This window comes from Streptomyces hundungensis (genome assembly GCF_003627815.1).
Classification (GTDB): domain Bacteria; phylum Actinomycetota; class Actinomycetes; order Streptomycetales; family Streptomycetaceae; genus Streptomyces; species Streptomyces hundungensis_A.
On the sequence record NZ_CP032698.1, the window covers coordinates 3,833,766 to 3,848,679 of the forward strand.

General features: G+C 72.9%; 11 protein-coding genes. 4 read left to right on the forward strand and 7 right to left on the reverse strand.

Annotated features, from left to right (window positions below):
• Positions 1-39 precede the first annotated feature (39 nt).
• Positions 40-327 carry a peptidase gene (locus DWB77_RS17030; RefSeq protein WP_246033547.1) on the reverse strand — a complete coding sequence of 96 codons (288 nt, stop codon included), beginning with the start codon at positions 325-327 and terminating at the stop codon, positions 40-42.
• A gap of 268 nt (positions 328-595) precedes the next feature.
• Here DWB77_RS17030 and DWB77_RS17035 point away from each other — a divergent pair, with 268 nt between their 5' ends.
• A complete protein-coding gene (locus DWB77_RS17035) occupies positions 596-2,764 on the forward strand; it encodes a protein kinase domain-containing protein (RefSeq protein ID WP_120722075.1) in 2,169 nt (722 codons plus the stop codon).
• Between the two features lie 31 nt (positions 2,765-2,795).
• Here DWB77_RS17035 and ilvD read toward each other — a convergent pair whose 3' ends face one another.
• From ilvD to DWB77_RS17055, 4 genes are all read right to left on the reverse strand, one after another.
• Positions 2,796-4,646 (reverse strand): dihydroxy-acid dehydratase, encoded by a 1,851-nt coding sequence (gene ilvD, locus DWB77_RS17040; RefSeq protein WP_120722076.1) that lies wholly within the window; start codon positions 4,644-4,646, stop codon positions 2,796-2,798.
• A gap of 598 nt (positions 4,647-5,244) precedes the next feature.
• A complete protein-coding gene (locus DWB77_RS17045) occupies positions 5,245-5,964 on the reverse strand; it encodes a TetR family transcriptional regulator (RefSeq protein WP_120722077.1) in 720 nt (239 codons plus the stop codon).
• Complete coding sequence (locus tag DWB77_RS17050) at positions 5,961-6,782, reverse strand: sugar phosphate isomerase/epimerase family protein (RefSeq protein ID WP_120722078.1); 822 nt, start codon at positions 6,780-6,782, stop codon at positions 5,961-5,963. The genes DWB77_RS17045 and DWB77_RS17050 overlap by 4 nt, the downstream gene beginning before the upstream one ends.
• Before the next feature lie 165 nt (positions 6,783-6,947).
• Positions 6,948-7,880 carry a Ppx/GppA phosphatase family protein gene (locus tag DWB77_RS17055; protein ID WP_120722079.1) on the reverse strand — a complete coding sequence of 311 codons (933 nt, stop codon included), beginning with the start codon at positions 7,878-7,880 and terminating at the stop codon, positions 6,948-6,950.
• Positions 7,881-7,932: 52 nt separating this feature from the next.
• Between DWB77_RS17055 and DWB77_RS17060 the strand changes: the two genes are divergently transcribed.
• A complete protein-coding gene (locus tag DWB77_RS17060; RefSeq protein ID WP_174248564.1) occupies positions 7,933-8,748 on the forward strand; it encodes a hypothetical protein in 816 nt (271 codons plus the stop codon).
• 35 nt (positions 8,749-8,783) lie between these two features.
• On the opposite strand, the gene DWB77_RS17065 is transcribed toward DWB77_RS17060, so the two are convergent.
• Positions 8,784-10,442, reverse strand: coding sequence for a BACON domain-containing protein (locus DWB77_RS17065; protein WP_120722080.1), 1,659 nt, complete (start codon positions 10,440-10,442; stop codon positions 8,784-8,786).
• 325 nt (positions 10,443-10,767) lie between these two features.
• Here DWB77_RS17065 and radA point away from each other — a divergent pair, with 325 nt between their 5' ends.
• Both radA and disA read left to right on the forward strand, forming a co-directional pair.
• Positions 10,768-12,165 (forward strand): DNA repair protein RadA, encoded by a 1,398-nt coding sequence (gene radA / locus DWB77_RS17070; protein WP_120722081.1) that lies wholly within the window; start codon positions 10,768-10,770, stop codon positions 12,163-12,165.
• 101 nt (positions 12,166-12,266) lie between these two features.
• Positions 12,267-13,391 carry a DNA integrity scanning diadenylate cyclase DisA gene (disA, locus tag DWB77_RS17075; protein WP_120722082.1) on the forward strand — a complete coding sequence of 375 codons (1,125 nt, stop codon included), beginning with the start codon at positions 12,267-12,269 and terminating at the stop codon, positions 13,389-13,391.
• A gap of 538 nt (positions 13,392-13,929) precedes the next feature.
• On the opposite strand, the gene DWB77_RS37815 is transcribed toward disA, so the two are convergent.
• A complete protein-coding gene (locus DWB77_RS37815) occupies positions 13,930-14,775 on the reverse strand; it encodes a hypothetical protein (protein ID WP_162952547.1) in 846 nt (281 codons plus the stop codon).
• Between the last annotated feature and the right edge of the window lie 139 nt (positions 14,776-14,914).

A 14,914-nucleotide genomic window follows, 5' to 3' on the forward strand; every position in this document is an offset into this window, starting at 1 on the left:
GATTATCCCCGTATCACCGGGCCCGGCCGCTTCCCCGCGCTATCCGCAGCGCGGTGCGACGTAACCGTCGCTGCCCGTCTTGACGTAGGCGTCCGCGACGAACCGGCCGTTGCCGATGTTGTCCCAGATGTTGGAGGTGCCGTACGGGCCCGAGACCGTCGTGCCCGGCGTCTGGCAGTTGACCGGGACGCTCGCGCCGAGCGGCAGGACGTCCACGATCGAGTATCCGGTGCCGGGACCGCTGCGGACGTTCAGTTCGCAGCCCGGGGCCACCGGATAGCGATGCGTCCCGAGCGACGCCGTCATCGCCATTTCGGACGCCGCCATCGCTGTTTCCGGCGCTGCCATTACCGTTTTCGGCGCCGCTGTCTCGGACGCCCCCGTGGCCGTCTCGGCCGATTCCGCTGTCATGCCCATCTCCCCCATGTACTCCCCCATGTGATCCCCCACGCGCGCTCAGGCGCGCGCCCATGCGCTCGCCCATTGGCTTCACTCTGTGTGCAACACGCAGGCTAGCAAGGCCCCTCGGGCCCGTACGGGCCATCGACTAGGCTCCGTCGAGGGCGCGCGTACAACGGACACACGGGGGTGGGCCATGGCGTCGCCGCGCAGGATCGGGTTCGGGGCGCCCGGCGCCGAGGATCCGGAATCCGTCGGCAGCTACCGGCTCGAATCCGTCATCGGCTCGGGCGGCATGGGGGTGGTGCACCTGGCCACCTCCCCCTCCGGCATGCGGCTCGCCGTCAAGGTCGTGCACGTCCAGCACGCCGCCGATCCGGAATTCCGGGCGCGGTTCCGGCAGGAGGTGTCGGCGGCCCGACGGGTCAGCGGTGCCTTCACCGCCTCGGTCGTCGACGCCGACCCGGACGCCGAACGGCCCTGGATGGCCACCCTCCACATCCCCGGGCCCACCCTCGCCGAACGCGTCAAGCAAACGGGGCCGCTCCCCGCCGACGAGGTACGCCGGCTCGGCGCGGGGCTGGCCGAGGCGCTGCGCGACATCCATCGGGCCGGGGTGGTGCACCGTGACCTCAAGCCGAGCAACGTCCTGCTCGCCGCCGACGGGCCCAAGGTCATCGACTTCGGGATCTCCCGTCCGTACGACAGCGATCTGCGGACCGAGACCGGCAAGTTGATCGGCACCCCTCCCTTCATGGCGCCCGAACAGTTCCAGCGGCCCCGCGAGGTCGGGCCCGCCGCGGACGTGTTCGCCATGGGGGCCGTCCTCGTGCACGCCGCGACCGGGCGCGGGCCCTTCGACTCCGAGTCGCCGTACGTCGTCGCCTACCAAGTCGTCCACAACGAGCCGGACTTGGCCGGGGTGCCCGACGATCTCGTGCCGGTGCTCCGGGGCTGCCTCGCCAAGGACCCCGGTGAGCGGCCCACCCCGGACGAGCTGATGTCGGCGCTGCGGTCCGCCGCGTACGGTTCCGAGGCGCAGATCCCGACGCAGCGGTTCCGCAATCCGGTTGCAGTGACGCCCCCGCCGTCGTCATCCGGGTCCGGTTCCCGCTCCGGGGCCGCCCCTGGGTCCGACGCGCGCGCGGGCTCCGGCCCCGGTCGGCCGCGCCGGCTCCGCTGGGGGATCGCCGCGCTCGCCCTCGTCGCCGTCGTCGGCGCGGCCGTGGTCGCCGTACGGGCGATGCCCGACGGCACCGGGACCCAGGCCGAGGCCTCGGAACGTCACGACTCCCCCAGATTCCGGCCCTGGGAAGCGCGGTTGGGGGCTGCGGCCCAGCAGGACGGCGCAAACCGTACGGCCTTCTGCTCGGCCGGGTCCGGCGGCGGCGCGCTGTACTGTTCCGCGCCGGGCATCGCGCTGACCCGGCTCGACGCCGTCGGCGGGAAGGTCATGTGGTCGGTGCCGGGGGCGGGCGGACAGCTCCTCTCCGACGACTACGCCCCCGTCGTGGCGGGCGACCGCGTGCTGGCGCGGGCCCCGGGCGGCCCCCTGCGGGCGTACGATCCCGCGACCGGGCAGCCGACGTGGTCCGCCGACGTATCGGCGTACTCGGCGGTCCGCCCGGTGGGCGCCACCGTGCTGCTCGTCACGGCCGACGGGCACGTCACGGCGCTCAACTCCCTTACGGGCAAGGAGAGATGGCGCAAGGCGGCGGGCGGGCCGCGCTCCCAGTGGGTCACCTCCGAGGGAGGCGGCGGCGCGATGGCCTATGCGGTCACGCCCTCCGCCGACGGCGGCTCGACCTCCGTGTCGGCCGTCGATCCTGCCGACGGTTCCGTGCGGTGGCGAGCCCGGGTGGAGGGGCGGCTGCGGCCGGTCGCGGCCGACGCCGGAGCCGTGGTCCTGCTGGCGACCGACGCCGCCGGGTTCACCTCGGCGGTCGTACGCCTGGACACGGCCACCCACACCACGCGCCGCACCACGCTCTCCGCCCCGCTCGACCAGGCGCAGGCCGGGATCGACGGGGACGCCGTCTACCTCTTCGGGGCGGGCGGCGCACTGGTCGCGGTCGACTCCGCGCACGGCACCGAGAAGTGGCGGCTCGACACGGGGGTGGCCCGCGCCTCGCAGCCGGTCGCCGCGGGCGGCCAGGTGTTCCTCACCGGCGCCGACGGCAGACTGCTCGCCTTCGACGCGGGCAAGGGCGTACTGGCCGGACAGACCAACCCCCGTATGCACGACGGGCGTTACACGTTCACACCCGCCCTTCCAGCGCCGCTCACGGCCGGGGGGCGGGTGTACGCCGCCTCGCCCGACGGGTCGGTGTTCGCGGTCAACCCGGCCGATATCGCGAGTTGGTGACGCTCCGTCAGGCGAAGGCGGCCCGGCGCCCTCAGCCCAGCTTCGACACGTCCCGCACCGCGCCGCGGTCCGCGCTGGTGGCCATGGCCGCGTAGGCGCGCAGCGCGGCGGACACCTTGCGCTCGCGGTTCTTCGGGGCGTACACCCCGCCCAGGGCCTCGCGACGGGAGGCCAACTCGGCCTCCGGGACCAGGAGTTCGATCGAGCGGTTGGGGATGTCGATGCGGATGCGGTCGCCGTCCTCGACCAGCGCGATGGTGCCGCCGGACGCCGCCTCGGGCGAGGCGTGGCCGATGGACAGGCCCGAGGTGCCACCGGAGAAGCGGCCGTCGGTGATCAGCGCGCACGTCTTGCCGAGGCCGCGGCCCTTGAGGAACGACGTCGGGTACAGCATCTCCTGCATGCCGGGGCCACCCTTGGGGCCCTCGTAGCGGATCACGACGACGTCGCCGTGCGTGATCTCCTTGCGCAGGATCTTGTCGACGGCGTCCTCCTGCGACTCGCAGACGACGACCGGGCCCTCGAAGGTCCAGATCGACTCGTCGACGCCGGCCGTCTTCACGACACAGCCGTCCTCGGCGAGGTTGCCGCGCAGAACGGCGAGGCCGCCGTCCTTGCTGTACGCGTGCGCCGCGTCCCGGATGCAGCCCTCGGCGGCGTCGGTGTCCAGGGTGTCCCAGCGCTCGGACTGCGAGAACGCGGTCGCCGAGCGGACGCAGCCGGGGGCCGCGTGCCACAGCTCGACGGCCTCGGGGGACGGGGAGCCGCCACGCACGTCCCAGGCGTCCAGCCACTCCTTGATGGAGCGGGAGTGGACGGTGTGGACGTCCTCGTTCAGCAGGCCCGCGCGGTACAGCTCGCCGAGGATCGCGGGGATGCCGCCGGCGCGGTGCACGTCCTCCATGTAGTACGTACGGTCCTTGGCGACGTTCGGGGCGACCTTGGCCAGGCACGGCACGCGGCGGCTGACGGCGTCCATGTCGCTGAGGCCGTAGTCCAGTTCGGCCTCCTGGGCGGCGGCCAGCAGGTGCAGGATCGTGTTGGTGGAGCCGCCCATCGCGATGTCGAGCGCCATGGCGTTCTCGAACGCGGCGCGGGTCGCGATGGAGCGCGGCAGGACGGAGTGGTCGTCGTCCTCGTAGTGCCGCTTGGTGATCTCGACGACCGTGCGGGCCGCGTTCTCGTAGAGCGCGCGGCGGGCGGTGTGGGTCGCGAGGACCGAGCCGTTGCCGGGGAGGCTCAGGCCGATCGCCTCGGTCAGACAGTTCATCGAGTTGGCCGTGAACATTCCGGAACAGGAGCCGCAGGTGGGGCAGGCGTTCTCCTCGATGCGGAGGATGTCCGCGTCGGAGATCTTGTCGTTGACGGCGTCCGAGATCGCGTCGACGAGGTCGAGCGTACGGACCGTGCCGTCGACCAGGGTCGCCTTGCCGGACTCCATCGGGCCGCCGGAGACGAACACCGTGGGGATGTTGAGGCGCAGGGCCGCCATCAGCATGCCGGGGGTGATCTTGTCGCAGTTGGAGATGCAGATCAGGGCGTCCGCGCAGTGCGCCTCGACCATGTACTCCACGCTGTCCGCGATGAGGTCGCGGGAGGGCAGGCTGTACAACATGCCGCCGTGGCCCATCGCGATGCCGTCGTCCACGGCGATGGTGTTGAACTCGCGGGGGACGGCGCCGGCCGCCAGGATCGCCTCGCTGACGATCCTTCCCACCGGGGCGAGGTGGGTGTGGCCCGGCACGAACTCGGTGAAGCTGTTCGCCACGGCGATGATCGGCTTGCCGATGTCCTCGCTCGCTACACCGGAGGCCCGCATCAGGGCGCGGGCGCCCGCCATGTTGCGGCCGTGGGTGACTGTGCGGGACCTCAGCTCGGGCATCGTCGCTCGTCTCCTAGGTATGCGGGTGCTCTGGTGTGAGCCTACGCCGGGTCTCCAGGATCTGGACAGCGTGTCCGAATGGCGGGACTCGGGGTTCGCCATGTGACCCTCCGGGTCGGGGGTGCCTTGGCCCCTCCCCGCCCCTTCCCCAAACCCTCCGGGGGAAGTGACTCGACTGCGGGCTGCGGTCGCTTCTCGCGCAGTTCCTCGCGCCCCCAAAACCCCCGGTCATGTGCGGACCGTGCTCGCTTCTCCCCCAAAACCCGTTTTCGTCTGCGGGCCGTGCGTGGCTGGTCGCGCAGTTCCCCGCGCCCCTAAACCCGCTCACGTCTGCGGACCGTGCGTGGCTGGTCGCGCAGTTCCTCGCGCCCCTTAAGTGCTCGGTGCGGGGGCACCTACAGCCCGTCCGGCGATTGAGGACGAGCGCCGTTCAGGCGCGAACGGGGTCTGGGGCGGAGCCCCAGGAGGCCCGGAACCATCCAACCCGCTGCACGGGCGGGTGGGTGGGAAAACGCCCGGGGTCTGGGGCGGAGCCCCAGGGGGGCGGAACCTACCAACCCGGGTGCACGGGCGGGTGGGTGGGCAAACCCCCAGGGGGTTATTCCGTCAGGTAGCGCTGGAGCGTCGGCCCCACCTCCGCCACGATGCGTTCCGCCGGAACGGACGCCAGTGGCTCGACCTCCAACACGTACCGCATGATCACGATCCCCATCATCTGCGACGCCGCCAGCTCCGCCCGAAAGCGGGGGTCCGGCACGGCGAGGTCGGCCGCGACCCGCTCCAGGAGGCGCCGCAGGACCACGCCGCGCAGTACCTTCGCCGCCGCCTCGTGGGTGAGGGCCGAGCGGATCACCGCGATCAGGGGGGTGCGGGTCACCGGGTTCTCCCAGATGCCCAGGAAGTGGCGGGCGAGGCGTTCGCCGACGCCGTCCAGGGAGTCGCCGAGGATCGCGTCCGCGGTGAGCGCGGGCTCGAAGTCGACCTCGATGGCCGCCGCGAACACCGCCTCCTTCGTGCCGAAGTAGTGGTGGACCAGCGACGCGTCCACCCCCGCCGTCTTGGCGATGCCCCGCATCGACGTCTTGTCGTACCCCCGCCCGGAGAACTCCGTACGCGCCGCGGACAGGATGCGTTCGCGGGTGCCGGGGCCCGCCTCCGCGACGGCCCGCGGCGGACGCCCGCGCCGGCGGGGAGCGGCAGGCCCGGCACCCGAATCGGGACCCGTACCCGGAGCCGAATCGGGACCCGGGCCCGGACCCGGAGCCGAGCCCGAATCCGGACCCGAGCCCGGACCCGTACCGCCCGCCGCCTCCGTCATGCGCGGCGGGCCGGCGCGGACGCCAGGTGGAGGCGGGTGAAGGCGAGCGCCTCCGCGAGGTCGGCCTCGCGTTCGGCGGCGGACATGGCCCGGCGGGTGTTGACCTCGATGACGACATGGCCGTCGAAGCCCGTCAGGGCGAGGCGCTCCAGGAGCTCCGCGCACGGCTGCGTGCCCCGGCCGGGCACCAGGTGCTCGTCCTTGGCCGAGCCGCGCCCGTCCGCGAGGTGGACGTGGGCCAGCCGGTCGCCCATCCGGTCGACCATGGCCATCGCGTCCGTACGGGAGGTCGCGGCGTGCGACAGGTCGACGGTGAAGTGACGGTAGTCGTCCTTCGTCACGTCCCAGTCGGGTGCGTACGCCAGCATCTCGCGGTCCCGGTAGCGCCACGGGTACATGTTCTCGACGGCGAATCTGACATCCGTCTCGTCCGCCATCCGCCAGATTCCGCTCACGAAGTCGCGGGAGTACTGGCGCTGCCAGCGGAAGGGGGGATGGACCACCACCGCCGACGCGCCGAGCTTCTCCGCCGCCGCCCGTGCCCGCTGGAGCTTCACCCAGGGATCGGTGGACCAGACCCGCTGGGTGATCAGCAGACAGGGCGCGTGGACGGCCAGGATCGGTACCTGGTGATGGTCGGAGAGCCGCCGCAGGGCTTCGATGTCCTGGCTGACGGGGTCGGTCCAGACCATGACCTCGACGCCGTCGTAGCCCAGGCGCGCGGCGATCTCGAAGGCCGTCGCCGTCGACTCCGGGTAGACCGAGGCCGTGGACAGGGCGACCTTCGCATCCGGGATGCGCACCACTGGTTCTGCCACGCAGACAGGGTACGGGCCGTCACCGCCGGGCGGGGAGGCGGTCCCGGGAGACCGACGAACGTCACACCCGCCGGCAACGGGTTACCCGGGCCGCCACGTTCGGGGACGCGCGCGACACGACCACGCACGACGACGCGCACCCCACACGCGGCGCCGTGTTCGGTGTCACACCGCCGGCAGGTGGTCGAGGTGGCGCAGGATCACGCCCTCGCGCAGGGCCCAGGGGCAGACCTCCAGTTCGTCGACGGCGAACAGGTCCATCGCGCCTTCCGCGACGAGCGCACCGGCGAGCAGTTGCGGCGCCCGGCCCGGTGAGACGCCGGGCAGGGTGGTGCGCTGCTCGGTCGTCATCGCGGCGAGCTTGGGCACCCACTCCTCCAGTGACGTACGACTCAGCGTGCGCTGCACATAGGCGCCCTCGCTCGACCTCGCGGCCCCCGCTATCCGGGCGAGCTGCTTGAACGTCTTGGACGTGGCGACCACGTGGTCCGGCCGCCCCGAACGCGCGAACTCCCCTACGGTGCCCGCGATTTGGGCCCGCACATGGCGGCGCAGGGCCCGTACGTCGGCCGGGTCCGGGGGGTCGCCCGGCAGCCATCCGGCGGTCAGCCGCCCTGCACCCAGCGGCAGCGAGACCGCCGCGTCCGGCTCCTCGTCGATGCCGTACGCCACTTCGAGGGAGCCCCCGCCGATGTCGAGCAGGAGCAGCTTCCCGGCCGACCAGCCGTACCAGCGGCGGGCCGCGAGGAAGGTGAGGCGGGCCTCCTCCTCGCCGGAGAGCACGCTCAGATCGACGCCGGTCTCGTCGCGGACCCGGGCGGTGACCTGGTCGACGTTGCTGGCCTCGCGCACCGCCGAGGTCGCGAAGGGGAGCAGTTCCTGGACGCCCTTGTCCTCGGCGGAGAGCAGTGCCTCGCTGATGGTGGCGACCAGCCGGTCGATGCCCTCCGCGCCGATCGCGCCGTCCTCGTCGAGGAGTTCGGCGAGCCGCAGTTCGGCCTTGTGCGAGTGCGCGGGCAGCGGCGCGGCACCGGCGTGCGCGTCCACCACCAGCAGATGAACCGTGTTCGACCCCACATCGAGGACTCCGAGTCTCATGGACCGAACGCTACTGCGCGTCCGGAGGCGGCCTCGGACATACGCTGGAGGTGTGCCAAAGACGAAAAAGGCGAAGCCGGGCAAAGCCAAGGCCCTGAAGAACGCCGCCCCCGTGGTCCAGGACGAGCAGGGGATCGACTTCCCGCGGGCCTGGGTCGAGTTCCCCGACCCCGCCGACGACGAGCAGGTCTTCCGCTGCGACCTGACCTGGCTCACCTCGCGGTGGACCTGCATCTTCGGCAGCGGCTGCCAGGGCATCGAGGCGGGCCGGGCCGACGACGGCTGCTGCACGCTCGGCGCCCACTTCTCCGACGAGGACGACGAGAAGCGGGTGGCCGGGCACGTGGCGCGGCTCACCCCGGAGCTGTGGCAGTTCCACGACGTCGGCACGGAGACGGGCTGGATCCAGACCGACGACGACGGCGACCGCCAGACCCGCCGCTGGAACGGCTCGTGCATCTTCCAGAACCGGCCGGGCTTCCCCGGCGGCATGGGCTGCTCGCTGCACATCCTCGCCCTCAAGGAGGGCAAGGAGCCGCTGGAGACCAAGCCGGACGTCTGCTGGCAGCTGCCGGTGCGCCGGACGTACGACTGGATCGAGCGGCCCGACGACACCAAGGTGCTCCAGATCTCGATCGGCGAGTACGACCGCCGCGGCTGGGGTCCGGGCGGCCACGACCTGCACTGGTGGTGCACCTCGGCGACCTCCGCCCACGGCGCGGGCGAGCCGGTGTATGTGACGTACCGGCCGGAGCTGACCGAGCTGATGGGCGAGGAGGCGTACGCCGTCCTGGTCGAGCAGTGCGAGGCGCGGCTCGCCTCGCTGCTGCCGCTCGTCGCCCCGCATCCGGCGGACCCGGCGCGGTAACTCCCTTACTGGGCCGGTGAGTTGACCGGCGGTGGTCAGCCGCTCTGGCTCGGCGAGGGCGGCGTCCCGGTGGGCGAAGGGGTGTCCGTCGGGGTCGGGCTCTGGCTCGGCGAGCTGGGCGAGGGCGTGGGCGTCGGGCTGCCCGGCGTCTGCGTCGGCCCGGTGGTCGGCGTCGCGCTCGATCCGGGCGGGCCGGGGTGGCCCGAGCCGCCGGGGTCGGGCGAGGACGGGGGCGCGACGGGTGTGCCGTCGCCGCTGATCCGTACCGCCGCGCCCGACGGCTCCACATCCACCCGTACCGACCAGGCGCGGTGCGGCTCCTCGGCGTGATCGACCCGGATGTACACGGTGACGCTCTGCCCGGGCGCGAGCCGGCCCGCGCTCTGGCTGATGGTGAGCCAGCGGGCGCGGCTGCGCAGCGACCAGTCGACGGGGGCGCCGCCGGTCGAGGTGAGGGTCAGCACGGTCGTGTCGCCAGCGGAACTCGCCGCGACCGCGAGCCGGCCGGGGCCCGCCGGGGCGGTGGTGGGGCTGATGACCTCGACCGACACGTCGGGGGCGCGGCTGCCGGAGGTGAAGCGGGTGTCGGGCTGGGCGCGGGCGTTGCCGGCGTTCTCGTAGCGGTCGTACGGCCGCCCGCCGGGGCCGTCGGCCTCGCTCGCGGTGACCTTGGCGGCGCCGGCCTGCGGCTCACCGGTGGCGGGGGCGCTGCGGTAGGCGGCCCACAGCGCGAAGACGGGGGCCGCGACGACGGTCGCGACGACGGTGGTGGTCACCGCCCTGGCCCGCAGCCGATCGCGCCGGGCGGCCCGGTCCTTGGGGTCCATCGGGAAGCCCGTGCGGTCGAAGCGCGGAGCGCCACCGCGGGTACGCGGCACATGCATCATCGCGGCCTGCGCGGCGGCCCGCGGCGCCTTCGCCAGCGGCAGCGCGGCCGGGGTGACCGTCGAGCCGGGCCAGGGTCCGGCCGCGCCCGCGCTTTCGGCGGCGCGGCGGCAGCGGGGGCAGTCGTCGACGTGCCGGACCAGTTCGCGGCGGAGCGCCGCGGAGAGCAACACCTGGTGGTCGCCGGTCAGTTGGGCCACCGTGGGGCAGCCGCCCATCTCGACGACGGCGAGCGCGGCGCGGGTCCGCTCGACCTCGCAGGCGCCCGCGGCGAGCAGTTCACGCGCGGCCGGGTAGTTCATGCCGAGCACCGAGGCGACCTCGCGGGCGCCGAGTTGGTGCCGGACCGCGAGTTCGAGCGCCTCGCGCTGTTCGGGGGTGGTGCCGGCCGCCTCGGGCCAGGCGAGCAGGGCCAGTTCGCGGCGGCGCCGCTCGCGCTCGTCCTCGGAGACCTCCACGGCGGGGGCCGCCTCGGGGGCACGTCCGGTGTGGGCGCCCTGCCGGTCGCGTCTGCGCTCGGCCAGCTTGCGCAGACAGGCCCAGCGGGCGAGCGCGTACAGCCACGCCCTGCGTTCGGCCTCGGCCGCGGGACAGCGGGCGTACTGGCGCTCGGAGACGGCGAGTATGTCGCCGAGGGCCGCGGTCGCCTCGTCGTGGTCGCACAGGACGGACAGGCAGTAGGTGAACAGGCCGTCCAGGTACGCCTCGTACCGGGCGGGCGGGCGCTGGGCCAACGTGCGGGGCGCACGGCGCTGCGCCCGGTGTGCGCCGGTGTTGTGCGCTGGTTGATCCAGTCTGCTGCTTGTCACGCGTGCGACCGTAGGGGCAGCATCGGGGCTTCTTCGTACCGGTTGAGCACATTTAATCCTTACGGGTGAACGTATCCCTCAAAAGGGGACAGGAATCGGGAATTCCATGGCATTCCATGGCAGACCCATCACGCACTGTGCAAACGGACGCGAACGATCGGGGCGACGCGGGGTGGACCACGTCCACCCGAACGGCGGGGCGCGGAAACCCGAGCCCCGCGCCGGGCCCGCCCGGGGTCCCGCCCGGGGTCCCGACCCGGTGCCACTCCCGGCCCCGATCGGCCGCCCGGGCGGGATTGTCAGTGGGCCCCTATACGGTGACGCCATGGCTGCCCGTACGAAATCCGCGAAGGACCGGCCGTCCTACCGCTGCACCGAATGCGGCTGGACCACCGCCAAGTGGCTCGGCCGCTGCCCCGAGTGCCAGGCCTGGGGGACGGTCGAGGAGTACGGCGCGCCCGCGGTGCGCACCACGGCGGCGGGCCGGGTCTCCACGGCCGCGCTGCCCATCGGCGAGGTGGACGGCCGCCAGGCGACCGCCCGCACCACCGGCGTCAGCGAGCTCGACCGCGTCCTCGGCGGCGGTCTCGTGCCGGGCGCGGTCGTGCTGCTCGCGGGCGAGCCCGGCGTCGGCAAGTCCACGCTGCTCCTGGACGTGGCGGCCAAGGCGGCCAGCGACGACCACCGCACGCTCTACATCACGGGTGAGGAGTCGGCGAGCCAGGTCAGGATGCGCGCCGACCGCATCAAGGCGCTCAACGACCACCTCTACCTCGCCGCCGAGACGGACCTGTCGGCGGTGCTCGGCCACCTCGACGCGGTGAAGCCCTCGCTGCTCGTCCTGGACTCCGTGCAGACCGTCGCCTCGCCCGAGATCGACGGCGCTCCCGGCGGCATGGCCCAGGTCCGCGAGGTCGCGGGCGCGCTGATCCGGGCCTCCAAGGAGCGCGGAATGTCCACGCTCCTGGTCGGCCACGTCACCAAGGACGGCGCGATCGCGGGCCCCCGCCTCCTGGAGCACCTGGTCGACGTGGTGCTCTCCTTCGAGGGCGACCGGCACGCGCGGCTGCGTCTCGTACGCGGCGTCAAGAACCGTTACGGGGCCACCGACGAGGTGGGCTGCTTCGAGCTGCACGACGAGGGCATCACCGGACTCGCCGACCCCAGCGGCCTCTTCCTCACCCGGCGCGACGTGGCGGTGCCGGGCACCTGTCTCACCGTCACCCTGGAGGGCCGCCGCCCCCTCGTCGCCGAGGTGCAGGCCCTCACCGTCGACTCACAGATCCCCTCCCCGCGCCGCACCACCTCGGGCCTGGAGACCTCCCGCGTCTCGATGATGCTCGCGGTCCTTGAACAGCGGGGCCGCATCACCGCGCTCGGCAAGCGCGACATCTACAGCGCGACGGTGGGCGGGGTGAAGCTCTCCGAGCCCGCGGCCGACCTCGCGATCGCCCTGGCGCTCGCCTCGGCGGCCAGCGACACTCCGCTGCCCAAGAACCTCGTCGCGATCGGCGAGGTGGGCCTCGCGGGCGAGGTCAGAAGGGTCACCGGAGTCCAGCGCCGGCTGGCCGAGGCGCACCGCCTCGGCTTCACACACGCCCTGGTGCCGACCGACCCCGGCAAGGTCCCGGCCGGTATGAAGGTCACGGAAGTCGCCGACATGGGGGACGCGCTGCGGGTGCTGCCGCGCGGCCGTCGTGCACAGGCCCCACGGGAGGAGTAGCCGCGCCGGTAGACTTTGCCCTGGTCTCGCCCGTCCGTACGAGCGGTACGCAAGCACCGTGCGAGCAGTACGCGCCGTATGAGCAACACCGGAGGAGTGCAGTGGCAGCCAACGACCGGGCATCAGCACCCGGAAAGTCCGGCACAGGCTCCGGTAACGAAGCACTGATGCGGGCCGCGCTGAGCGCCGTCGCGCCCGGCACCGCGCTCCGCGACGGCCTGGAGCGCATCCTGCGCGGCAACACCGGCGGTCTGATCGTGCTGGGCCTCGACAAGACCGTCGACTCGATGTGCACGGGCGGCTTCGTCCTGGACGTCGAGTTCGCGGCGACGCGCCTGCGCGAGCTGTGCAAGCTCGACGGCGCGCTCGTCCTCGACAAGGACATCACCAAGATCCACCGGGCCGGTGTGCAGCTGGTGCCCGACGCGGGCATCCCCACCGACGAGACCGGCACCCGCCACCGCACGGCGGACCGCGTCTCCAAGCAGTGCAACTACCCGGTGGTGTCGGTCAGCCAGTCCATGCGCCTGATCGCGCTGTACGTGAACGGCGAGCGCCGGGTCCTGGAGGAGTCGGCGGCGATCCTGTCCCGCGCCAACCAGGCCCTCGCGACGCTTGAGCGCTACAAGCTCCGCCTCGACGAGGTCGCGGGCACGCTCTCCGCCCTGGAGATCGAGGACCTGGTGACGGTACGGGACGTCACGGCGGTCGCCCAGCGCCTGGAGATGGTGCGGCGCATCGCGACGGAAATCGCCGAGTACGTGGTGGAGTTGGGTACGGACGGGCGGCTGCTCTCCCTCCAGCTCGACGAGCTGATCGCCGGGGTCGAGCCCGAGCGGGAGCTGGTCGTACGGGACTACGTGCCCGAGCCCACCGCGAAGCGGTCCCGCACCGTGGACGAGGCGCTGCGTGAACTCAACGACCTCACGCATGCGGAACTGCTCGAACTGCCCATAGTGGCAAGGGCGTTGGGCTACAGCGGCTCGCCCGAGACGCTGGACTCGGCGGTCTCCCCGCGGGGTTACCGGCTCCTCGCGAAGGTGCCGCGGCTGCCGGGGGCGATCATCGAGCGGCTCGTCGAGCACTTCGGGGGGTTGCAGAAGCTGCTGGCCGCTTCGGTGGACGACCTCCAGACGGTCGACGGGGTGGGGGAGGCGCGGGCGCGGAGCGTGCGGGAGGGGCTCTCGCGGTTGGCGGAGTCGTCCATCCTGGAGCGGTACGTATAGGCGGCGGCCCGTTTTCCCGCCCCCTGGGGCTCCGCCCACCCACCCGCCCGTGCAGCGGGCTGAAGGGTTCGGCCCCTGGGGCTCCGCCCCAGACCCCAGGCACCTCGCCCACCCACCCGCCCGTGACGGGGGTTGGCCAACCCGGGTCCCTGGGGCTCCGCCCCAGACCCCGGTGCGTTTGCCCACCCACCCGCCCGTGCAGCGGGTGGAAGGGTTCGGCCCCCGGGGCTCTGCCCCAGACCCCGTTCGCGCCTAAAGGGCGCTCGTCCTCAAACTCCCCCAATGCCTTAAGGGCCAGGGGGGACCCCCATGACGGGCTGAGGTGGCCGATGCGGGCCAGCACCGAGCAGTTAAGGGGCGCGGGGAACTGCGCGACCAGCCACCTGCGGCCCGCAGACGAAAACGCGTTTTTCAAAAGCGGCCACGGCCCGCAGGCCGAGAGCGGGTTTAGGGGCGCGGGGAACTGCGCGGCCGGCCACGCGCGGCCCGGGCGTGGGCGGGATCCCCCGGAGGGTTTCGGGGAGGGGTGGGGTGGGGGCTAATCCTTCGACAGGGCGAAGGACGCTCGGGCCACCGGGAGGCCGGGGAAATGGGCCTCCAGGAGATACGTGCCTGGGCCCACCGAACCCGCGGGCGGCGTCGCACACCCCGGCGCCGACTTCGACCGGTCCCACTCCACGGCGTGGGTGATCGTCGCGCCACCCGGCACCTGGAAGAAGAGGGCCGGGTCACCGGACGGGCAGTCGTCCGTGGACCACACGCGGTCGTTGCCGGCGGAGGTGACCGTCACCACCGCCCCCTTGGGCCCGAGGTCCGCCTTGCACGTCGACGCCGAGTTGTTCTTGACGACGACCTCGATGCGCGGCTTCTCCCCCGGCCCGAACGTCGTCTTGGTGCTGCGCAGGGTCAGGGACAGCGAACCCGGGGCGCAGATCGGCAGGGGGGACCCGGCCGGCACCCGGTTGGTTCCTTCGCCGCCACCGCCTGAACTGCCGCCGCCCGAACCGGAGTTGGCGCCGTCGGAGCCGCCCGATCCCGTACTCGTACCGCCGTCGGCGGAGTTGGCGCCGCCGGAGCCACCGGGTCCGCCGGAGCCGGCCGAGCCGCCGGAGCCGCCCGAGCCGCCGGAACCGCCGGAGCCGCTCGATGTGTCCCGTCCGCCCGGTGCCGTGCTGATGGCGGGGCCGGAGCCCGTGGGGCCCGGCGTGATGGACTGTGTGGGGTTGGGGCCCTTGCTGGAGCCGCCCTTGTTGTCGCCGCCGCCCGAAGTGGCGAACCACAGAACGAGGATGGCCAGCAACGCGATCAAGGACAGCGCGACCGCCCTCCGTCGCCAGTAGATGGAGGAGGGAAGCGGCCCGACCGGATTGCGCAGAGATCCCACGCACCGAACCTTACGAGAGATCGGCGCCAACTCCCGCCCCACCCGCCGCCACTCCGGCCAAGTTTTGCGGATCATCATTCCGGAGCGGGTCGTTCCGCAACCTGGGCGCCGCCTTCCGGGCGGCTCGTGGTCACCGGCC

Excerpts from the sequence above, each read along its gene's own strand:
- DWB77_RS17045 (WP_120722077.1), bottom strand. The coding sequence starts at position 5,964 with ATGACGGAGGCGGCGGGCGGTACGGGTCCGGGCTCGGGTCCGGATTCG.
- DWB77_RS17030 (WP_246033547.1), bottom strand. The coding sequence starts at position 327 with ATGGCGGCGTCCGAAATGGCGATGACGGCGTCGCTCGGGACGCATCGC.
- DWB77_RS17055 (WP_120722079.1), bottom strand. The coding sequence starts at position 7,880 with ATGAGACTCGGAGTCCTCGATGTGGGGTCGAACACGGTTCATCTGCTG.
- ilvD (WP_120722076.1), bottom strand. The coding sequence starts at position 4,646 with ATGCCCGAGCTGAGGTCCCGCACAGTCACCCACGGCCGCAACATGGCG.
- radA (WP_120722081.1), top strand. The coding sequence starts at position 10,768 with ATGGCTGCCCGTACGAAATCCGCGAAGGACCGGCCGTCCTACCGCTGC.
- DWB77_RS17035 (WP_120722075.1), top strand. The coding sequence starts at position 596 with ATGGCGTCGCCGCGCAGGATCGGGTTCGGGGCGCCCGGCGCCGAGGAT.